This window comes from Shewanella sp. NFH-SH190041 (assembly GCF_024363255.1).
In the GTDB taxonomy this organism is placed as follows: Bacteria; Pseudomonadota; Gammaproteobacteria; order Enterobacterales; family Shewanellaceae; genus Shewanella.
Map to the genome: position 1 here is coordinate 2,011,295 of NZ_AP026070.1, position 20,989 is coordinate 2,032,283.

Annotated in this window: 18 protein-coding genes; 14 read left to right on the forward strand and 4 right to left on the reverse strand. The window is 46.7% G+C overall.

All coding sequences use genetic code 11. The annotated features are described in order from the left end of the window. Positions 1-532: 532 nt before the first annotated feature. From NFHSH190041_RS08900 to NFHSH190041_RS08915, 4 genes are all read right to left on the reverse strand, one after another. A complete protein-coding gene (locus NFHSH190041_RS08900) occupies positions 533-739 on the reverse strand; it encodes a hypothetical protein (protein ID WP_261924868.1) in 207 nt (68 codons plus the stop codon). Between the two features lie 503 nt (positions 740-1,242). Next, positions 1,243-3,432, reverse strand: coding sequence for an NAD(P)/FAD-dependent oxidoreductase (locus NFHSH190041_RS08905; RefSeq protein ID WP_261924869.1), 2,190 nt, complete (start codon positions 3,430-3,432; stop codon positions 1,243-1,245). A 63-nt stretch (positions 3,433-3,495) separates the two neighbouring features. Further along, entirely contained in the window at positions 3,496-4,356 is an 861-nt protein-coding gene (locus NFHSH190041_RS08910; protein ID WP_261924870.1) for an alpha/beta fold hydrolase, read from the reverse strand. A gap of 240 nt (positions 4,357-4,596) precedes the next feature. Further along, entirely contained in the window at positions 4,597-5,919 is a 1,323-nt protein-coding gene (locus NFHSH190041_RS08915; protein WP_261924871.1) for a sugar MFS transporter, read from the reverse strand. A 981-nt stretch (positions 5,920-6,900) separates the two neighbouring features. Between NFHSH190041_RS08915 and nagK the strand changes: the two genes are divergently transcribed. The 14 genes from nagK (at position 6,901) to NFHSH190041_RS08985 (ending at position 20,983) form a co-directional block, all read left to right on the forward strand. Further along, positions 6,901-7,848 (forward strand): N-acetylglucosamine kinase, encoded by a 948-nt coding sequence (gene nagK, locus NFHSH190041_RS08920; RefSeq protein WP_261924872.1) that lies wholly within the window; start codon positions 6,901-6,903, stop codon positions 7,846-7,848. 54 nt (positions 7,849-7,902) lie between these two features. Continuing rightward, positions 7,903-8,901, forward strand: coding sequence for a glucosamine-6-phosphate deaminase NagB-II (gene nagB-II / locus NFHSH190041_RS08925; RefSeq protein ID WP_261924873.1), 999 nt, complete (start codon positions 7,903-7,905; stop codon positions 8,899-8,901). Between the two features lie 93 nt (positions 8,902-8,994). After that, positions 8,995-10,122: an N-acetylglucosamine-6-phosphate deacetylase gene (gene nagA / locus NFHSH190041_RS08930; protein ID WP_261924874.1), complete on the forward strand. Its 1,128-nt coding sequence runs from the start codon at positions 8,995-8,997 to the stop codon at positions 10,120-10,122. Positions 10,123-10,505: 383 nt separating this feature from the next. Then, positions 10,506-10,946 (forward strand): SUKH-3 domain-containing protein, encoded by a 441-nt coding sequence (locus NFHSH190041_RS08935; protein ID WP_261924875.1) that lies wholly within the window; start codon positions 10,506-10,508, stop codon positions 10,944-10,946. 347 nt (positions 10,947-11,293) lie between these two features. Continuing rightward, positions 11,294-11,728 (forward strand): hypothetical protein, encoded by a 435-nt coding sequence (locus NFHSH190041_RS08940; protein ID WP_261924876.1) that lies wholly within the window; start codon positions 11,294-11,296, stop codon positions 11,726-11,728. Positions 11,729-12,064: 336 nt separating this feature from the next. Then, a complete protein-coding gene (locus NFHSH190041_RS08945) occupies positions 12,065-12,799 on the forward strand; it encodes an SDR family NAD(P)-dependent oxidoreductase (RefSeq protein WP_261924877.1) in 735 nt (244 codons plus the stop codon). Between the two features lie 137 nt (positions 12,800-12,936). Further along, positions 12,937-13,617, forward strand: a complete 681-nt coding sequence (locus tag NFHSH190041_RS08950; RefSeq protein WP_261924878.1) for a nuclear transport factor 2 family protein — start codon at positions 12,937-12,939, stop codon at positions 13,615-13,617. Between the two features lie 99 nt (positions 13,618-13,716). Continuing rightward, on the forward strand, positions 13,717-15,633 hold the full coding sequence (locus tag NFHSH190041_RS08955; protein ID WP_261924879.1) for a long-chain-acyl-CoA synthetase: 1,917 nt from the start codon (positions 13,717-13,719) through the stop codon (positions 15,631-15,633). Positions 15,634-15,646: 13 nt separating this feature from the next. After that, complete coding sequence (locus tag NFHSH190041_RS08960) at positions 15,647-16,858, forward strand: thiolase family protein (protein ID WP_261924880.1); 1,212 nt, start codon at positions 15,647-15,649, stop codon at positions 16,856-16,858. 3 nt (positions 16,859-16,861) lie between these two features. Continuing rightward, the gene (locus NFHSH190041_RS08965) at positions 16,862-17,794 is read left to right on the forward strand and encodes an OB-fold domain-containing protein (protein ID WP_261924881.1); all 933 of its coding nucleotides are present in this window, start codon (positions 16,862-16,864) and stop codon (positions 17,792-17,794) included. A 585-nt stretch (positions 17,795-18,379) separates the two neighbouring features. Continuing rightward, entirely contained in the window at positions 18,380-18,676 is a 297-nt protein-coding gene (locus NFHSH190041_RS08970) for a DUF4282 domain-containing protein (protein ID WP_261924882.1), read from the forward strand. Positions 18,677-18,711: 35 nt separating this feature from the next. Beyond that, complete coding sequence (locus NFHSH190041_RS08975; RefSeq protein WP_261924883.1) at positions 18,712-19,002, forward strand: hypothetical protein; 291 nt, start codon at positions 18,712-18,714, stop codon at positions 19,000-19,002. Between the two features lie 18 nt (positions 19,003-19,020). Then, a complete protein-coding gene (locus NFHSH190041_RS08980) occupies positions 19,021-19,317 on the forward strand; it encodes a hypothetical protein (RefSeq protein WP_261924884.1) in 297 nt (98 codons plus the stop codon). A gap of 772 nt (positions 19,318-20,089) precedes the next feature. Continuing rightward, positions 20,090-20,983, forward strand: a complete 894-nt coding sequence (locus NFHSH190041_RS08985) for a VOC family protein (protein WP_261924885.1) — start codon at positions 20,090-20,092, stop codon at positions 20,981-20,983. Positions 20,984-20,989: the final 6 nt, after the last annotated feature.

A 20,989-nucleotide genomic window follows, 5' to 3' on the forward strand; every position in this document is an offset into this window, starting at 1 on the left:
TCTTACCTATTAGCTTAAAAATGATTCTGACCGAATCAGACCTTGTTGAAATCGTTTTGACTTACCGGTTTTTTGCTAAAACAAGCTTTGCCTCAATTGGGCTGATGGGACGTTAGGTGGGACGTTAAGTTTCATTATGTGAGATTGCATTGGATGTAATTGAGAAAGAGATGATTTAAGACTCTAATCCAGCTCTTCTAATAATGGGAGCGTAATGTAAGAGGGAAGAAGTAATCAGTAAGTGGCCGGGCACGTTAACCCTATCTCTATCAATATCGGCAGAGATATCTCACTAGGTTGGATGAGTGTGCTAGTAATTTTACGAGTAACTTGTGGCTAGTGGTTCAAGCGGCTAGTACTTAGCTCCGTCAGTACTAAGTGAAAGTTAAGTCAGAGCTAAGTGAAACTTTATCGCTTGCTGGTGGAGGACGGGATAAACCTATTTATGCCAAAGCTACTATGTCAAAGTCACTGGCGAGTCATATGGTGCTAGTAAAAGGCATGCTAGCCAGTGTTCGTTTCAATGGCGGTTTTAATCAATCATAAATTGATACGTGATAAACCCAAAACTGACAATCACCAGTACATTATGAATATATTCACGGGTGAAGCGGTTAACGGATGCCAATACCCGGGTTTTATAAATGAGTAGGGTAATTGAAAGGTAGGCCAATGTAACACTGCCAATGTAAGGAACAAGCATGGTTTGAAGTACATCAAAGGGGGAAAATCCGTCCATATCCAGCATCCTTATGTGTCATTAATCGTGTCATTAACAATACTGATTATCCTTGGGACTGATTAATGGCTTTTGGGTGATTGGTTAGCGTTACTAGAACAACAATATATTGCGGTTAAAGCTGCATTAGCCAAGCGCCATTTATTAAGCCTACGTCAGACATATCCTTGTCTTACTTATCTGTTTTATCTTATTCCGTGGTTAAAGTGAAGTGGTAGTGATAGACCAATGTGAGCAAATCTTATTGGTCTATCACTGCGGCTTTCAGATGACGCCAGATCTTGTGCTGAAGGCCTTATGTAATAGGGCTTATGTTACAGGTTGCCGATGTGATTCTGCTAAGCGGCTACTTTTACTACTCTTGTGCGATACCTAATTTGATGTCCACGCAACACTTATGGGTCTCAATGCAGCGCCCTTACTACAGATAAGCGCTTGGCTCACTCAGGATAGGTACGATGAGTGAGCCATAAATCAATTGCTTTCAATCAATAAAGCTCAGTTTAGTCAATCGATTGCGCAATTTGAGTGGCTGATTGAATCGCGCCTTCAATATAGCCAAGTTGTTGACAATCTCCCACGGTATGTACTGTCCAACCCTGTGTGGATAAACTGGTGGCCAGTTGGGTATCCGTTTCAGCGCCGCTGGCCAGAATTATGCTATCAGCTTGCAGTTGCTGGGGCGCATTATGGTCAGTCTTGTCTGTCATGTCGGCCGTCTGCTGGTGGTTTGAATCAATTTTATTCATGGCATAATGCACAGCATCATTGGTTATCTCGGTAATATTGGCATTTTTGATGATATTAACATCAAGTTTTTTCAACTCATGCAATACCCGCCAGCGCCGAACAATCGCTAGCTCTGCACCCAGATCAGGGCCTGGCTCTAATACACTGACTTTGCGGCCGCGGTGAGCAAGAAACTCTGCCAGCTCCAAACCAACCAATCCGCCACCAATAATGCAGACATTGTCTCCCAGCGGCATCCACACGTTAGACAGTTTGCGCGTGGCTTCAATTGAGCCGGTAATGCCGGTTAATTGGCCGGAGCTAAGCATGGCTCGCTGCACTAAAGAGAGCTTCTGCTTAGCGATATCTTTACCTTCGCCCGTCATAATACGCCGCAGTTCATCACCGGACCAGACATGCTTGGCATCCGCGCCAGGAATATCAAGGCGACCCCGAAGTGCGCCGGTGGCAACAATAACCTCATCAATATTCAAGTCTTGCAATAATTCTGGCGTGGCTTCGGTATTGAGCTTAACGGTGATATTGGGGTGATCTAACCGCTGCACTTGATAATCCAGCAGTCGGCCATTTTCCGGGTAGGCCATAGCGGCAAAGAAAAGGGTGCCACCGGGGCGGGCACTTTTTTCCAGCAAGGTAATTCTGTGGCCACGCCGTGCCAGTAATGCTGCCGCTTCCATGCCGCCAGGGCCTGCGCCGATGATGGCGATATGTTTCGGGTGTTGGCTGAGCGTCAGCTGCATTTCACTTTCATGGCCGGTGGCCGGGTTAACGGCACACTTAACCCGTTGATTGATAAATATTTGACTGACGCAGACATAACAGTAAATACAGGGGCGGATTTGCTCCAGTGTGCCAGCCGCAATTTTATTGGGTAACTCGGCATCGGCCAGCAGTTTTCGCCCCATGGCGAGGAAACTGATTTTCCCTTCGGCAATGGCTTTGTCAGCCACGTCGAGCTCGATGCGACCAACGGCGGTTACCGGAATATCCACTGTATCACTGACTTGGGCAGCCCAATCGAGGAATCCTGCCGGACGGTTGACCAACGGAGCCTCAGTAAAGGCTGCGCCACTGCTGGGGTTGGCATAGGCTGAGACACTGATAGCATCCATCTGACATTGCTCGGCTAATTGCGCTGTTTGCAAACATTCCTCTAAGCTGATGCCAGCATCAACTCGCAACTCTTTGGCATCAAGCCGTAACCAAACCGGATAATCTCGCCCCACCCGTTGGCGCACCGCCGCCATAACTTCACGCAATAGCCGGGTACGGTTGTGATAACTGCCACCATATTCATCTTTTCGGCGGTTGTAATAAGGGGATAAAAAGCCAGCGATGATATAGCTGTGGGCCGCATGCAGCTCTACGCCATCAAAGCCGGCGCGTTGTGCCCGCTCGGCTGCATCGGCAAACCAGCTGACCATCTGCTTGATATCGTCATGATCCATCACACGAATTTTGACATTGCCGCCTTTGGGGCGAATAAAGGCCCCCAGTTCCGCCCGGGTGAGGGAGGTAAACATATCGCTTTGGCTCTGGGGCGGCATGGAGGGCACCCACAACTCACGGCCTTCGGCCATATCCCGGGCGGCGGTTTTACCGGCATGCTGTAATTGAATGGCAATCTTGGCGCCGTGTTGATGTACCCGTTCTGTGAGTTGCTTTAATCCGGGGATAAATTTATCGTCGGAAATACCCACTTGAAAGGGCTCTGCCGTGCCTGCAGGATAAGCAATGGCACCCACCCCCATGGTGAGCAGGGCGGCACCGCCTTTGGCTCTGGCTTCGTAAAATGCTTGGATGCGCTCAGTACAGGTGCCATCGGCTTCTGCAAAATTATCCCCCATCGGTGCCATGACCATGCGGTTTTTCAGCGCCATGGTGCCAATGCGACCGGGAGATAACAGGTGACGGTATTGTGCGTTGTGTTGTGTCGGTGGCATATGATTTTCCTTATCGCTTCAATTGCTACGTTGCCAGAACGGTTATGTGCCTATTGCATCGACTCAGGCGGTTTGACGGAGAAAATCAATACAGCTTTGGTTAAACATCTGCTGATGTTCCACCTGTACCCAATGGCCGCAACGGTTAAGCAGAATAAATCTGGCATCCGGGGCGTTATCCAGAAATTTAAATACCCCTGCTGGCGGGTTGAATAGATCATTGCTGCCCCAGAACCCCAGCATCGGCACTTTGATTTCATCAAGGCGACGGGTCATATTGGGCACCATCATGGTTGAAAACAAATTAGCTGGCTGGGTGACGGCGACAGCCGCACGCTCCTGTAAGATGTCATCACTGAGTTGGGAAGAATCAAAGAGTTGCAGGCTCATGACTTCGCGCATTTCATGCACGCCCATTGGCCCTTGGCCGTAAACCTCTACCATGCGGCGGATCCCTTCCATGGCAAAATAGGTTTCTCGCTCTTCCACGCCGCCTGGCGCCATCAGGATTAATTTACTGACCGTTTCTGGGTGAGCCAGTGCTTGCCCAAGGGCGATGGCCCCGCCCAGCGAGTTCCCCAGCAGTACGCAAGGGCCAAGCTTCAGCGCCTGAATAAAACCATTGAGACAGGTAACGAAAAAGTCCAAGTCATAACGCACATCTTCGGGTTTATCTGAGCGGCCAAAGCCGGGTAAATCCAATACGAGATTGCGCATGCCTGCTTGAGAAAAAGCCGGATAGTTGCCTTTAAAATTACTAAAGCCTGATGCGCCGGGGCCACTGCCATGCAGCCAGATCACTGTTTGGCTGTGATCTGCTGTTGCATTATCAGTCAGTGGACCTTCATCTAGGTAGTGCAGGGTAATGCCGTTGTCGAGGGTAACAAAGTATTGGCAGGGCAGGGGAAGATCCGTCTGGTTCATGACGCGCTCCTTGATCCATGGCGTTAATAACAGAATAAAGCGCTAAAACAGCAGCTTGTATATAGCGTTATCCTGAAAATCCCCGCGCGTTAAGGCATCGTCCATTCAGACCAGCAGAAAGGTCCCCCATCTTGGCGTTATCGTTGTAATCAATATGGAAAGTGTGCAGACATAAAAGTAAAAAGCAGCTGAGATACCAGCTGCTTCAATGGTTACGGATTTAATATGGCCTTGATTTGTTTATTTCCATTTACGCATTTTATGGCCTTTCAAGGCGTAGAAGAGAATGAACAAATAACATGGTAATGCTACCCAATATCCTAGCCCTGTATTGCCAGTTGCTTCCGCTACTTTGCCGAATACCAGAGGAAGAATTGCACCACCCGAGATCCCCATAATTAGCAGTGCTGAACCTTGGGCTGTAAAGTTACCTAAGCCACGTAGAGCCAATGGCCATACTGAAGGCCATACTAATGCGTGTGCCAGTCCCATCATGGCAACAAAGGTTACTGTATCTGGAATAGTTGGAATATTAGTCCAGCCCCAAAGAATATCAGCGATCATTGTGCTGTCTGCACTGCTAAAGATAATACCAAGAATACAACATGCACCGGCAATGCTTGAGCCAAGCAGGGCTTTTTCTTGGCTTAAATATTTAGGAATGCAAGTGACGCCAATGATATAACCCAGCACCATAAACACCATGGTATAGGAGGTTAATGAAGCAAAATTTTGCACCCCTAAACTCTGGCCATATAAACCAATTGTGTCTCCAGCAATTACTTCTACGCCGACATAGCAGAACAGAGCTATAGAACCTAATACCACTTGAGGGAATTGGCTAATACTGCCTTTCTCTTGATTTTCTTCATCGGATTCAAACTCCAGTTCCGGCAGAGAGGAGAATTTCACCAGCGCTACCAAAAATAGCAGAGCAACTGCCATGTAAATATATGGCATTATCAAACGTGAAGAGAGCGCTTCAATTTGCACATTGCGCTCTGCAGCAGACAATGCGGCTAGGTGCTCACTGCTGAAGTTGTCCAAACCAGACAGTACCAGCGCGGTGAATAGAATAGGTACAATCACGCCAGCACCTTTGTTAATCAGCCCCATAATACTGATGCGCATCGCAGCACTTTCAGCTGGGCCAATATGGACAACATAAGGGTTGGATGCCGTTTGCAAAATTGTCAGACCTGTACCGAGTACAAACAGGGCGACTAGGAAGAAGACAAAATTAGCCGTTTGTGCGGCTGGAATAAATAGCAGCGAGCCAACAACCATAATCAGCAAGCCCAGTGCCATACCATTTTTATAGCCAGTCCGCTTTAAAATGTAAGACATAGGCAAGGCCATTACGGTATAGGCAATATAAAAAGCAAATGTAACAAATAAAGCTTGAAACTCATTTAATTGACAAATAATTTTTAAAAATGGGATCAGTGATCCATTTAGCCAAGTAACAAAACCAAAGATAAAAAATAATACGCCTATGATAGTCATTGGCAGCAAGCTGCTTTTTGGCTTTGACCCTACGTTATTCGCAACAGTTGTCGTCATAGCTTAATCTCTATAGTTTATAGAACCCGATGGTTAATGAGTTAATTAACTTAATCTTGGGCGGTATTGACCTAAGCTGGTAATCTAGGTTTTTGTGTCGGCCAGTATTTTTTCATACATAAATACTGGTATTCTTTAGTCATAAAAATATTGGCTGCACGAAAATCGACACTGCGGAAATGCTAAGGGATAAAATTAAAAAAAACAACGAGGCGAAATTATCAAAATCAAGAGTAAAATTGGACTTAATCACAAATAAATATAAAACACAGTTAATCCTTAGATACAAATTGAAAAGTGTTTTAACTATACTCGATATTTCGTTCTTATAGCGTTATAGATTTTTATTATACTCAGCGCTACAGCAACTTGTACTGAGACAAGTTGTTGATTTATATGATTATTTTGTGGTGCAGATTTTTTGCCATTTATTGTGTGTAGAGAGTAATTTAGGTTGGATAGCAGTTATAACTCTTGGGATACTCGCAGTGATTAGTGGTGATAAGGTAGTTGATAATAATATCTACTGATATGTTATCTGTATAAAAGTTAAGATGAATAATTTTATATCAGCATAAGAGATTAGAAATAATGAAAAACTAAACCAACATCACACTTTATATTTCCTCATACATACAAAAATATAGAGTTACCAAAAGCTTGTACCAACTAATAATCATTGGCTAATAAACTCGCTTTTAAGGTTGAGTTAATTTTTTATTTAAGCGTAGGTTGTCCTTGCCTATGCCACATATGTTAAATGTATGGGGTAAACATAAAATAAACTAATACTGCTTGCTCTTAGTGATGATGATCGAGAAAATTATATATTTAGGAACTGCTTCTCTATTTAATTAAATTAGGGATTTATTTTAATGACAAGCTTAGGTTTTCTACATTAGCATCAAGCCAACAAATTTATAGCCAGATGTTCTATTACTCTGGATATCCCGCAGTAACAAAACGTAAGAGGGTTGCTTAATGTGGAATGACCATAATATTCATGCACAGAATAATGCACCGCTTTATGTCGGTATTGATGGTGGTGGAACCAAATGTCGAGCCAGTATTTATACCCACAGGTTGGAAGTGCTGGGTACAGGTGTAGCTGGCCGGGCTAATCCGCTCCATGGGCTGGAGCAAACTTTTCATTCAATTATAGAGTCTGCTGGCTTGGCTTTAGCTGATGCTGGGTTACCTCAACGTCTGATGTCAGATTTGATTGCCGGGATGGGGCTGGCTGGTGTCAATGTCCCGCATTTATATAACAAGATGATGCGATGGCAGCATCCTTTTAAAAAGATTTATTTGACTACTGACTTGCATGCGGCTTGTCTTGGGGCGCATCAATCTAGCGATGGTGCCTTAATCATCACCGGGACTGGGTCCTGCGGTTTTGCTCAGGTTGGTGATAAGACTCTGTGTTTGGGGGGGCATGGTTTTGCGCTGGGAGATAAAGGAAGTGGTGCCTGGATTGGGTTAAAAGCAGCAGAACATGTATTGCTATATCTGGATGGTTTTGCCTGTAAAACTAGCCTTACGCCAGCAATTTTATCCCACTGTAATGCCAATGATGCCGTTGGCATTGTAGAAGCGTTAGCAGGTAAATCCTCAAGTTACTATGCCGCTATGGCTCGCGCTGTAATTAGTTGTGCTGAGCAGGGCGATCTGGTTGCCATTGATATTATGAAAGAGGGTGCGGCCTATATAAGCCGGTTAGCGCGGAAATTATTCAGCCTGAGTCCTGCCCGATTCTCCATGGTAGGTGGATTGTCTGAACCGCTACAAAAATGGTTGGATGCTGATGTGATAGCACAGATTTCTCCAATCTTAGCGCCTCCTGAGGCTGGTGCTGTCTATTTTGCCTTACAGCAGCAATGTCGGGATAAGGATGATTCGACTTCAGGTCATAATCACTATGCGGCATAACAAACGCGAAAAAATTAACTGATTAATTATTGATATTTGAATGAGAGAGAGACCATGACTGATACCATTATGGAACTGGAAGCCCGTTCAACCCCGCGTAAAGTTGCTGAGCAACTGTTGAATAATGATGTGCTTGTGGCGCAATTAGGAGAGACTCTGCGCCAGCTAGATCCGAAATTTGTGATGATGATTGGGCGTGGTAGTTCAGATCATGCGGGGGTATTTGCCAAATATTTGTTTGAAGTGGAATTGGGGGTGCCAACGTTTGCTGCCGCGCCGTCAGTGGCCAGTGTTTATGGCAGAACACTGAAATTGGATCAGTCACTGGTGATAGTCATTTCTCAGTCAGGGCGTAGCCCAGATATTCTTGCCCAAGCAGAAATGGCAAAAAAAGCAGGTGCTTATTGCATTGCCTTGGTGAATGATGAAACCGCTCCAATAAAGAATATCGTTGATTTAGTTTTACCACTGAAAGCCGGAGAAGAAAAAGCGGTAGCAGCAACTAAGAGTTATTTGGCTACCCTGTCAGCGCTATTACATATTGCCAGCGCCTGGAGTAACAGTCCTAGTTTGAAACAGGCAATTACGTCATTGCCTACAGCATTACAACAGGCCGTGGACAGTCAACCTCAATTATTGCCAGATAGTATGGCCCAAGTACGTAATCTAGTGGTGTTAGGACGAGGACTGGGTTATGCAGTATCTAAAGAGATTGCTCTGAAAATGAAAGAAGTCTGTGGCATTCATGCAGAAGCATTTTCCAGTGCAGAGTTTCTTCACGGGCCAGTAACTCTGGTGGAAAACCAGCTCAACATGATTGATGTAACTGTGCAGGATGAGTCTTTGAACAGCCATTTGGAACAGGTGGAAAATGTCAAAGCCCGTGGTGCGGATCTGGTTCATTTACATCAGACTGGCGCCAATATTCATCCTAGGGTCGCACCATTGGCACTGCTGCAACGCTTTTATATAGATGTCGCGGCTGTGGCGATTGCGCGGGGTATAGATCCTGATGCGCCCAAAGGCCTGAAAAAAGTCACCCATACCTTGTAACCCCTTTTCTGCGTAAATTCAGTTCTCAGGCCATTATCTGTTGGTTGAGGGTAATGGCATGAGCTGCCTTTTTATCCATTGTTAAGGCTAACTATGAAATACACTCTGATCCCGGAACGTTTGTTTGATGGCGAAACCTTTTATGACCACTGTCCTGTCACAATTGAAGATGGTCATATTTTGCAGTTAGATACTTGTGCTAACTGTCGGGAAACTAGGCTATCAGGCACATTGGTGCCAGGCTTTATTGATGTGCAGGTTAATGGTGGCGGTGGAGTATTGTTTAATGCCAATCCTTCAGTTGAAGGGCTATCGGCGATCAGTCAAGCCCACGCTGCTTTTGGTACTGTGGGAATGTTGCCGACTTTGATCACGGATGATATCAGGGTTATGGCTAAGGCTGCTGACGCGGTTGCTCTAGGGATAAAGGAGCAGTTGCTCGGTATTTTGGGAATTCATTTTGAAGGCCCTCATTTATCAGTGCCGAAAAAAGGTGTGCATCCGCAACAACATATTAGAGCTATTACCGAGACAGAGTTGGCGATTTTTAGCCGCCGAGATTTAGGGATAAAAGCGGTCACCTTAGCGCCAGAAAATGTTCCGCCTCAAACGATTGCCCAGCTGGTGACTAATGGGGCTAAAGTGTTTATCGGTCATAGTAATGCGGATTATGACACAGTGATCCAAGCAATTGATGCTGGCGCTTGCGGCTTTACTCATTTGTATAATGCCATGTCTCAGTTAGATTCTAGGGCGCCAGGTGTCGTTGGGGCTGCTTTTGAAACAGACCATACATGGTGCGGTTTGATCGTTGATGGTCATCATGTGCATCCAGCCGCCGCCAGATTGGCTTTAAAAGCTAAGCCAAGGGGGAAAATGATGTTAGTGACCGATGCTATGCCCCCGGTAGGGATGCCTGATGGTAGCAGTTTCAGGTTGTTTGACACCGAAATTATTCGTCATGGCGATCGAATTAATGCGGTGACTGGTGAGCTAGCCGGCTGTGTGTTGGATATGGCTGGCGCGGTGCGTAATACGGTTAATACCCTAGGTCAATCTTTGGCAGAAGCTTTGCGGATGGCGAGTTTGTACCCGGCACAATGTTTACAGCTAGATAATGAATTAGGCCGTATCGCCCCGCAATACCGCGCCAGCTTTGTATTGCTGAATGATGAATTACAGGTTAGTCATACTTATATTGATGGTCATCGGGTTTTTTAATTCAGAACGCGGTTGCAGCCTAAAGGGCTGCATAAGAAAATACCCCCCCTGAATTTTATCCTAATTGACTCGATAAATAGAGATAGTGATATAAAAGCGATCAAGCACTGTATTTATATGCAGTATTCAATACCGTATTTATATAAATATCAAAAAGTGCGTGATAAAATCGGGAATCAAATCTCGTTTTTTTAACACATGCGCATAGATTGATAGTGATAATGCTTACTGTTAATATGCTGTGTCGATTAAATTATTGGCTAATAATACATTTAACAAAGCAATTTAACGGGACAAAAAATCAGCTGTACTTCGAACCTTAATATGTATAGCCAACTATTTTTGTCCACTTTTTGCGGCGTTACACTTCTATCGAGATCTAAATGAATACAGAGGAATATCTAAATAAACTATTTGGTGATGCTGGCTGGTACGAAGGGAGAGATATCGAATTAGATAACCTATTAGATATCACTATAGCATCACATCTAGCCGCAGTGAAAATCCTCAAAGAGTATGGAGGATTATCTGTTGGAAAAACGGGGCCTGGTAGAGACTGTGCAGCGAGTGATATTAAATTCTATACAAGGCCACATTACGAAGCGAATGGCCTATGTAAAGAATGGGAAGCTAAAGTTGGAAATCTCGTGGTGATTGCTAATGCTCACCATCAACATATTATAGTTTTGGTAGATTCTCAGAGTAATTTATACATATTTACAGCTTCAGATGAGCAACTTTACTATGGAGGTTCATTTTCCGAGACTACGGCAAAATTGTTACTTGGCTTAGATTATGGTCCCACAATAGAAAAGGCTTCATAACTTGTTCTAACAGAACATAAAACCGTCACGTTTTACCATTAACCAACGAAGTAATGCCATTTTATATGGTGGCTAAGCCAAGCTTTATATAGACATACAAAGTGGTTGCACGAGTTTAGTTTAGGGGAGGGTGAGCTTTATCCTATGAATACTGATGAATATTGAACGTATTAATTTAGCCATTTTAGGGATAACAACAGTAGAGGTTTTAGTTGAAAAAGTTTTGATCTGGTTAATCTGCTAATACAAGAAAAATGACCATCTGTTTAAATGAAAAAACATTTAGTTATTACATTTTACCCACAATTTCAGTTCGTTTAAAACGACGTTATATGAGAAAAAATTAGATGAACCCGTTCAATATTCTAGGAAAGCGTTTTAATGATGTTCAGCATCTTTTGAATCATGCTGGTATAAAAAATGTACATGATGAACTTGACGATGAAGAAGCACCGCAGTTTTATGTGTCTGCTAAAGATGGAACTTGGGAACTATCATTAGGAAATAATCAGCACATTGAGACAATCTTCATTAATAAACCAGATAAGTTTTCTACTTACTTAGGTTTCAGTTCGGTAACGGAGATAAGTAAACTCGAAAAAATATATGGCACGTCAAGCGTTCGCAGAGACCAAGCTAATATTCCATTTTTAGGCCTAAAAGGTGCTTTTACTCGTTTTGATAATGAAAAATATCTATTACATGTTGAGTATGAAATAGATTCAACAAAAATTAAAATGGTTACTTTGATGTTGCCAGAAGTTATGAAGTTTTCTTGCTAATTAGCAACATCTCACTGGCGGCTGATTATCCAAGGGATATTGCCACCTATAAAATATATAACCAGTGTTTTTTGATTTTTCCCTTCTGTGACGCCATCCTCCGGAAAGCTTTATTTCAGATATTAGTGTGTATTTCTCTTAATAGCCTTATTTAACAGGTTTTTTTGTTAGTCCCGTTGGACGATGTTTGCAGGCAGGCAAGTTTACAAGATGGTGTCAGCAAAGTGTCCGCAGCAGTGCGCCGGGCAGATGACACATTTCCACTTAGCGGTGCTTAGGCTGAAACAGTCGGGAGCAGGCAGGGTGGGAATAAGCCTATTCAGGGAGCATAACGAGATGAAACATCAAGATAAAGTAGTGCTGGTAACCGGTGCAGGTCAAGGTATGGGGCAGGCGATGGTTGCCCGCTTTGCCGCCGAAGGCGCCAAGGTGATCGCGGTGGATATCAATCAGGCCAGTGCCGATACGACAGCTGCAAAAGAAGGTAATGCCAATGTGATTGGTCTTGGGTGTGATATTTCCGATCCTGCGGCCGTGCGCGATGCCATGGTTAAAGCGGTAGACACCTTTGGGCGACTAGATGTATTGGTGAACAATGCTGGCGTCGGCTCGGTAGATGCTTTTCTTGATACCCCGGATGAGCATTGGCACAAGGTCATTGGCGTTAACCTGACCGGAACCTTTCTGTGTTGCCGCGAGGCAGGGCGGATTATGCAACAGCAAGGCAGTGGCGCCATTATCAATGTTTCCAGCACCGCTGCGGTATCTGGCGAAGGCCCTAGCCACTATGTGGCCTCCAAAGCCGGCGTGATGGGGCTGACCCGTAGTATTGCCAGAGAACTTGCTCCCATGGGGATCCGCGTCAATACCCTAGTGCCAGGACCTACCAATACTCCGATGATGGCAGATATCCCCGAAGAGTGGACTGCGCAAATGGTTGCGGCCATTCCCCTTGGGCGTATGGGCGAGCCTGCGGACATTGCTGCGGCAGCATCCTTTTTAGCATCGGACGATGCTGCCTTTATTACCGGGCAAAATATTGCTGTGAATGGCGGGATGGCGTTTTTGTAATCTTTGTTTTTCCCATTGCAGCTGGTGGCCTGTGAGCCAGTCATCAATCGATGTGGCTCATAGCTATCTAGCGCTTAACCGTTCACCCGAAAAGGCCATTCAATCAGAGGGGGAGCGGATCGGCAGGAGGCTGGTACATGAGTGATTATTCCGCAAATACAACCACAGCAGAGCCGGGCGTAGAAGCATTAACACTGGCTCAACGCATTGACCGGCTGGAGTCTACTGAGGCGATTCGTCAACTGGCAGGCCAATATGCCTTGTCATTGGATATGCGTGATTTAGATGCCCATGTTGGCTTGTTTGCGGCTGATATCCGGGTTGGACGGGAGAAAACCGGTCGCGCGCATCTGAAAGCTTGGGTAGATGACACCCTACGGCATCAGTTCACCGGCACGTCTCACCATATTGGCCAACACATTATCGAATTTATTGATGTCGACCATGCCATCGGCGTGGTCTATTCCAAAAATGAGCATGAGACCGGCGCTGAGTGGGTGATTATGCAGATGCTGTACTGGGACGATTATGAACGCATTGATGGCCGTTGGTATTTCCGTCGCCGTCTGCCTTGTTATTGGTATGCCAGTGATCTGAACCGCCCTCCTATCGGGGAAATGAAAATGCGTTGGCCCGGCCGCGCCCCCTATTACGGCACATTTCATGATTTGTTCCCCAGTTGGCAGGATTTCTGGCGTCAGTCGCCGGAAGACGAGCGGGATGCCGTGTTGCCCCAAGTGGCCGCGCCAGCGGAGTTAGACAAGTTTTTGCTGACTATGCGTCGTGATGCCCCGGCCCCAAAAATTCGGGTGCGTTAGTGCATGCTAATTGTCGGAGAGCGTAGGCTTTTGCCACTTGCTCGGCCTCAATAGCACAGCGTTACGTCAGTTAACAGTAATAAGACACAGGATGGATTCGTGACAACACATAACAGTCTGCAGCCGGACAGACCGGCTGATCCCCAGGCGTTGGTCAGTCGAGAGCAGACCCAAGCGAAAATGGATTTGCGTGCTCAGGCCGCCGCACTGATTAAACTCTATGCGCACTATACCTTAGCTGACCGGCTTGAAGCGCAAAGCGCCGAGTTAGGTGAGCGCACCTTGCTGATATATGAGGGGCGTCGCTTTAGTTATGCCGAGGTTAACCGTCAGGCCGATCGGGTAGCGCATGCAGCCGCTGCATTGGGGCTTAAGTGTGGTGATGTCTGCGCCATTGCGCTGGAAAACCGCCCAGCCTTTTTCTTTACCTGGTTTGGCCTGACCAAGTTGGGCGTCACCGTGGCGTTTATTAACTCCCAAATTCAGGGGGTGCCATTGGTGCACGCCATTAAGACCACGGATGCTAAGGCCGTGATTGTGGGGGAAGAGTGCAGCGAATTGTTTGCTCGCACCCTGAGTAGTCACCCTGAGTTAGCCCAGACCCCACTATATCTGCTGCCGGATGCGGAGTTACCCACCGAGCGCAGTAACACCTTAGGCCAGCTGTCGGCGGGGATTTTCAGCGATGGTTTTATCCAAGCCTTTGAAAATGCGGCAACAACATCATTTCCAACCGCGTTACGTGAGAGCTTAAAAGCAGAAGATCCCACTCTGCTGATATTTACCTCGGGAACCACTGGGCTGCCTAAAGCGGCAATTTACAGCCATATGCGTTGGTTAACCTCTGGTGATGTTATGCAGGTGACGGTTAATGCCGGGCCAGATGATGTGTTTTATTGCTGTTTGCCTTTGTATCACGGGGCGGCGGCTACCTCGGTAACATCGACCGCCTTAGCCGGTGGCAGCGCCATTGTGCTGCGGCGTAAGTTCAGTGTGCGGCGATTTTGGTCTGATGTCATCGAATATGGCGTGACTGTGGTGCAGTATATCGGCGAGATCTGCCGTTACCTGCTCAATTACGATGATGCAGTGAATGACGCTAAGGGAAACCATCAGCATCAGGTTCGTGCTATGTTAGGGGCGGGGCTCACGGCGGCCTCTTGGCAGCGCTGGCTGGAGAAGTTCAGTCCTGAGTCTGGAACCATGGATATTTTTGAAGGTTGGGGCTCAACAGAGGCCAATACCAACTTGATTAATCTGGACAATTATATTGGCAGTTGTGGTCGGGTACCGGACTGGAACAAAACCAATTTTCGCTTAGTGCGCTTTGATACCGAAACCCAGCAGCATGTGCGGGATAATGCAGGTAACTATTTGGCCTGTCAGCCCGGCGAAGTGGGCGAAGGGCTCGGGATGATTATCCAACATCCTGAATTCGGCGGTGGCAGATTTGAAGGGTATACCTCCGCGGCTGCAACGGAGCAGAAGATCCTGCGTGATGTATTTGTCAACGGTGATGCGTACTGGCGCTCCGGCGATTTGCTGCGTTTTGATGCCGACGGCTATTTCTATTTTGTTGATCGTATTGGTGACACCTTCCGTTGGAAAAGTGAGAACGTCTCCACCCAAGAAGTCGCCGCAGAGTTGGCTGATTTTAGCGGTATTGAAACCATCAATATTTATGGGGTGCAGGTGCCAGAGCATGAAGGGCGCGCGGGGATGGCGGCCATTGTGATGCAGCCGGGGCAAGCGTTTGATGCTCAAGGCTTTTACGATTTCTCTGCCGCTTGCTTGCCCGGCTATGCCTGCCCGCAGTTTGTGCGGGTTAGCGACAATGCCGATATGACCTCCACCTTTAAACTGCGCAAAGTGGATTTACAAAAACAGGGATACGATCCTGTGGCCTGTAATGAACCTCTGTTTGTCAGGGATGATAAGACTGGCACCTATCAGCCATTGTCTGATGCGGCGCTGGCGGCTGTGGGCTTTTTGCCCTTTGACAGTCACACCGAGTAAGGAGAAGTAACATATGGGGTTAACAGGAAACGCGGCCATTGTTGGCGCGGCGCAGTATAAACCGGAAAAATACCAGAGCGCACCACAGATGTTCCATCTGCAACAGGTGGCTGATCTGGCGCGGCTGGCACTGCGTGATGCCGGAATGGGAATAGATGAGCTTGATGGGTTAGTGATCCACGGACCTCAGTTCCACGAAGCCTCGATTTTTGTGCCGGCGATGGCGGCCGAATATTTGGGTATTGAACTGAATTTTGCTGAGGTGGTGGATTTAGGCGGTTGTACATCTGTTGGCATGATTTGGCGTGCGGCGGCGGCCATTGAAATGGGACTGTGTGAAGCCGTGCTCTGTGTGATCCCGGCGCGAATGGCCCCGTTTGGCCCGGATGAAGACCCAGCCTGGATGGCGCAGGCGATGCGTTATGGTGGTCACTCCACCGCATTTGGTGCGCCAGAAGCGGAGTTTGATTTGCCCTATGGCCATTTAGGACAGAATACCGGTTACGCCATGATAGCCCAGCGTTATGCCGCCAAGTACGGATATGATCCGCTGTCGATGGCTAAGATTGCGGTGGATCAACGCTTTAATGCCCAGGGACACCCGGATGCGATTTTCCGCGGTACGGAATTGACAGCCGAGCAGGTGTTGGCCTCTAAGATGGTGGCCGACCCGCTGCATGTGCTGGAGATTGTGATGCCAGTGGCCGGTGGCGCGGCGGTGATTGTGACCTCCAAAGAAAAGGCGGCTAAAGCGAAACAACGGCCAGCCTTTATCACCGGGTTTGGTGAGCGTTTGTCCTATAAGTCGCCTTCCTATGCAAATGAAATGACGGTAACGCCATTGGCTCAGGCGGCGGCTAAGGCCTTTAGTATGGCCGGGCTGACACCGGGACAGATGGATGCTGCTCAGTTGTATGACTGTTACACCATTACGGTTTTGCTGTCGCTGGAAGATGCGGGTTTTTGTCCCAAAGGGGAAGGCATGCGTTTTATTCGTGAACATAACCTGACTTATAAAGGGGATTTTCCTTTAAATACCCACGGCGGGCAGTTGAGTTTTGGCCAAAGTGCGTCTGCCGGGGGCATGTCACAGGTGATCGAAGCTTTTGATCAGATAAGTGGCCGCGCCGGGGAGCGGCAACTGGGTCGGGCAGATAATATTTTTGTCAGTGGCACCGGGGGTGTCATGAGTGAGCAGGGCGCCTTGATCCTGCAGGGAGGTTAACGGATGAGTGTAAAACCTATGCCGGTTGCCACGGCGATATCAGCGCCTTTTTGGCAGGCGCTGAATGATGGTCAGCTGAAAATCCAACAATGTCAGGATTGTCGCAATTGGGTCTTTTATCCTCGCGCTCATTGTACCCATTGTATGAGTGAGCGGCTGAGCTGGCAGGCGGTGAGCGGCGAAGCCAGTCTTTATACCTATACACTGACCCGTGTGCCAACCTTGCCGGAATTGGCCGATGAATTGCCCCAAGCGCTGGCGGTTGTGGAGCTAAAAGAAGGGGTAAGGATTAACACGACGCTGACTGGCATTGATGAAGCTGATATCTATGTGGGCATGAAGCTTAAGCCGGTATTTGATCGGCGTGATGCTAAAGGTAATACCCTGCTGCGTTTTACTGCAAAGGATAATACTACCTCTGAGCTCAGTTATGATAATCCGCTGGAAGCGTTACCCCGCAATGCAAAAGGGCAGATCCAGGTGCCAGTCTCTAATCTGCCGGCAATGGCAGCGTTGGCGGACAATACCTTTACGCCCTGGAGTGATGCGGTGCTGGTGGATCAGCCTTTGATTGATGCTTTTGCCGCGCTGTCAGGGGATGACTATTGGATCCATACCGATGCGGATAAGGCGGCTACGGATAGCCCGTTTGGTACCACGATAGCCCATGGCGCATTAGTGCAGGTTCTGCAATCAAAAATGCAGTTTGCGTTGCCATTTGACATTGTCGGTTTTAAGACCATGGTCAACTATGGCTCTAATCGGCTACGTTTCCCGGCACCAGTGCCTGTAAATTCATTAATCCATGCGCGGGCGAAAGTGAAAGCGGTGCAGCCGACGCCCAAAGGGATGCAGCTGACTTTAGAGGTGAATATTCACGTGGTGGATCAGGACCGGCCATCCGTGATTAATGATTTAGTGATCCTGTATCGCTAATAGGAGCACCGGCGTAGTGGTTTGGACTGCCATTATGCCAGCGCAGTTACCGGTGTTTCATCGTTGACCCATCACCCCAAATGCGGTCATTGATGACGGTAAAACAAGGCCACAAGGCGTTAATCCGCGGTATTTTAATTTGGGTTAACACTTAATGTTGCGCCTTCATGTCTCCAACCTTGCTTTGCCGGGTGCCAGCTTCACCCGGCCTTTTTATACCAGGCTATCAGCGTTAGTTTTATATCTATTGTAATATTCTTGCCTCTCAGAGTACGTTCTCTGCCAGTCGTTGGAAAAACCAGCAAAATCGCTAAAGGCCATTAAGTTTGTATCAATAGCGTGATACAGGGATATCGTTTTTTCTCACTATGCCTTCTATGGTGTAGGGGCTATAAGAGCTCGCTATCATCAATGTCTTAATGGTGGCGCTGCCGTTATGTCATCTAATCCTTCTTCTGCATTGGAATTCGAAATGTTTCGGGAATTCTGATTAGAACATTATAAGGATATGGCTGGTGGCAAATGTGGTACTGACTTAGGTGATTTAGCCTGTGTAATGATGCACTTTTATCCGGAAACGAAATAATGAAGAAAATCCTCTTTTTTGACGCCATGGTGACCCCAAGAATTATCACACTGGTGTATTGGCTGTTACTGCTGGCGGCATTGATCACCGGGCTGAATACCATCTTTAATGGACATGGGCGGCTAGATTTAGCCCATGTGATTAGCGGTGTGCTGGTGGCTCTGGCTGCTGGATTAGGCGCGCGGATCTGGTGTGAGTTGATGATTGTGCTGTTTAAGATTAACGATAATCTGCAGAAGATGGCTGATAACATTGCTCCTGCGACAGATAAGGCACAGCGTAATGATGAGGTTTAGCCCTTTTGCTTGGCCTTGTGTATTAGGGACGTCAATTGTTTAACTCAGAGACTAAAACAAATATTGCTAAGGCAGCCACAGTGACTGGGATTGACCGTACATATCCCACCGCTGTGGTGGCATCAGATAATACAAGGCCTTATATGTCGCATAAAAATAACCAGGTTCACCAGAATCTTGATAAAGCTAAATTGAGAGATTTGGCATTGGCACAATTGCGCCAACAATTACAGCGTTATGCTGAGGCCGAAGAGGTTGAAATAACAACAAGTGAAGCAAACGAGTATGAGCCTGTTTTTATGCCTAACATTGCGCCTGAATCATAGGCAACATGTGCAAATAGTTTGGCTTACGCTATCTTGGCGGCTCACCATTCAGTGGGTGAAGCAGGTATCGCTGCTCAAGTAGCATATTATCGCACCTTGTCTGATATTGTGGTGTTATGGCATGGGGCAAAACAAGATACCCAGTTAACTGACACTGAATTAACGGACTTTTCTGCCAAGATTATTGCCTTATTATGTCAATATTGTGGTTGTGCTGATGATTTCGCATGGCTTAACAGTATTCCTGAGGCATTACTCTCTACAACTGATTATGAAAAAATTGTTTCAGGCTCAGCGTTGAACCGTTGGTTTTAGTCGCCAGGCACTTAATGAACATTGGGCTTAATTGAATATTTTATTGGCAAGCGCTTAATCGGCCGCTAAATAGACAAGCTCTGAGAGTGAGCTTGATCATGATCATAGGTATTATCCTGCTGGTGGAGATTACCTCACTGTTGCGACGATAACATCTTGTGATTAAGGTCTATCAACATTACCAACTTTACCCATTGCAGCTTTACCGAATGCCGGCTTACTTTCCTATTAACCATTCTATGAGCGCACGATAGCTGAGATTTAATGTACGCCTATATTCATTGCTCAACGTGATTATCTGTTTACTCCTGCTCTATGTATTTTATGTTGCATAGCTTCAATAGCTTCAATAGCTTCAATAGCTTCAATAGCTTCAATAGCTTCAATAGCTTCAATAGCTTCAATAGCTTCAATAGCTTCAATAGCTTCAATAGCTTCAATAGCTTCAATAGCTTCAATAGCTTCAATAGCTTCAATAGCTTCAATAGCTTTATCTTTTGCGTCGTTTCCAGCTATTGAGTTGACAGCCTTATTGGCTGCCTTTGCATCTTAATGTTGATGTCGGGCTTATTTCTTGTGTTATTCCGTTTTCTATTGCGCTTAAGTTGAGACATATTTTGAGGCGCGGCGTAAGCGTTAAACTAAGGCACTGTCTTTGTCTGTTGCTGGTGGCCATACTCTTGCACCTGCTTGCGTTAGTCTTATTGGACGATGAGGCTATTGCGGGCGATTTTCATAATCGATTCAATGAGAAAAACCAGAGGATCGGATTATGGATATTCGTGCACTGGGCTATTACGTAGCTCAGACAGATGAGATGTCTCAATGGCGTGATTATGCCGAAAATGTATTGGGCATGATGACGGCGCCTGCGGCAGATGGCGGCTTGTATATCAAAATGGATGATCGTCCTTTTCGTATGCTGGTGGTTGAAGGCGCGGATAAACGCTATTTGGCATCCGGTTGGGAATTGGCGTCTAAAGCGGCTTACGATGCTGCTAAGCAGACGCTGGAAGCCCGTGGCATTGCCTATCAAGAGGGCGATGCGGCATTTTGTCAGTTACGGGGAGCCCAGGAAGTGGCTATTTTCCATGATCCGGCCGGTAACTGTCATGAATTGTATTGGGGTTATCAATCAGCTTGTGAGCCTTTTATTTCTCCTCAAGGCGTACCTGCCTTTATTTCCGGCGACATGGGACTGGGACATACCGTTCTGCCTGCGCCGGATTTCGATAAGACCTATGCCTTTTTAACCGAGGTAATGGGTTTTGGTCTGTCAGATATTTATCACTTTAAACCCGCCCCAGATGCGCCAGCTGTACGCATTCACTTTATGCACTGCGCAAATGCCCGGCATCACAGTCTGGCGATCTGCGAGTTTCCTGTGCCCAGCGGCTGTGTTCACGTGATGGTAGAAGTGGAAAATATGACCGAGGTGGGGCGTGCCCACGACCGACGTATTGCCCATCAAGTGCCACTGTCTGCCACTTTAGGGCAGCATCTTAACGACAAGATGACCTCCTTTTATATGAAGACCCCGTCCGGATTTGATTTGGAATACGGTTGCGGCGGGTTGCAGATTGATTGGGATAAACACACCGCTTTTGAATTTACCCGGGTCAGTATTTGGGGCCATGACTTCAGTGTTGGTCAGCAAGCGCAGTAAGGGACG

What these genes read in the sequence shown, in the direction of transcription:
- NFHSH190041_RS08915 (WP_261924871.1), bottom strand. Translation starts at nt 5,919, where the DNA reads ATGACGACAACTGTTGCGAATAACGTAGGGTCAAAGCCAAAAAGCAGC.
- NFHSH190041_RS08960 (WP_261924880.1), top strand. Translation starts at nt 15,647, where the DNA reads ATGGGGTTAACAGGAAACGCGGCCATTGTTGGCGCGGCGCAGTATAAA.
- NFHSH190041_RS08910 (WP_261924870.1), bottom strand. Translation starts at nt 4,356, where the DNA reads ATGAACCAGACGGATCTTCCCCTGCCCTGCCAATACTTTGTTACCCTC.
- NFHSH190041_RS08985 (WP_261924885.1), top strand. Translation starts at nt 20,090, where the DNA reads ATGGATATTCGTGCACTGGGCTATTACGTAGCTCAGACAGATGAGATG.
- nagA (WP_261924874.1), top strand. Translation starts at nt 8,995, where the DNA reads ATGAAATACACTCTGATCCCGGAACGTTTGTTTGATGGCGAAACCTTT.
- NFHSH190041_RS08935 (WP_261924875.1), top strand. Translation starts at nt 10,506, where the DNA reads ATGAATACAGAGGAATATCTAAATAAACTATTTGGTGATGCTGGCTGG.
- NFHSH190041_RS08945 (WP_261924877.1), top strand. Translation starts at nt 12,065, where the DNA reads ATGAAACATCAAGATAAAGTAGTGCTGGTAACCGGTGCAGGTCAAGGT.
- NFHSH190041_RS08905 (WP_261924869.1), bottom strand. Translation starts at nt 3,432, where the DNA reads ATGCCACCGACACAACACAACGCACAATACCGTCACCTGTTATCTCCC.
- nagB-II (WP_261924873.1), top strand. Translation starts at nt 7,903, where the DNA reads ATGACTGATACCATTATGGAACTGGAAGCCCGTTCAACCCCGCGTAAA.
- NFHSH190041_RS08950 (WP_261924878.1), top strand. Translation starts at nt 12,937, where the DNA reads ATGAGTGATTATTCCGCAAATACAACCACAGCAGAGCCGGGCGTAGAA.
- nagK (WP_261924872.1), top strand. Translation starts at nt 6,901, where the DNA reads ATGTGGAATGACCATAATATTCATGCACAGAATAATGCACCGCTTTAT.
- NFHSH190041_RS08940 (WP_261924876.1), top strand. Translation starts at nt 11,294, where the DNA reads ATGAACCCGTTCAATATTCTAGGAAAGCGTTTTAATGATGTTCAGCAT.
- NFHSH190041_RS08900 (WP_261924868.1), bottom strand. Translation starts at nt 739, where the DNA reads ATGGACGGATTTTCCCCCTTTGATGTACTTCAAACCATGCTTGTTCCT.
- NFHSH190041_RS08970 (WP_261924882.1), top strand. Translation starts at nt 18,380, where the DNA reads ATGAAGAAAATCCTCTTTTTTGACGCCATGGTGACCCCAAGAATTATC.
- NFHSH190041_RS08965 (WP_261924881.1), top strand. Translation starts at nt 16,862, where the DNA reads ATGAGTGTAAAACCTATGCCGGTTGCCACGGCGATATCAGCGCCTTTT.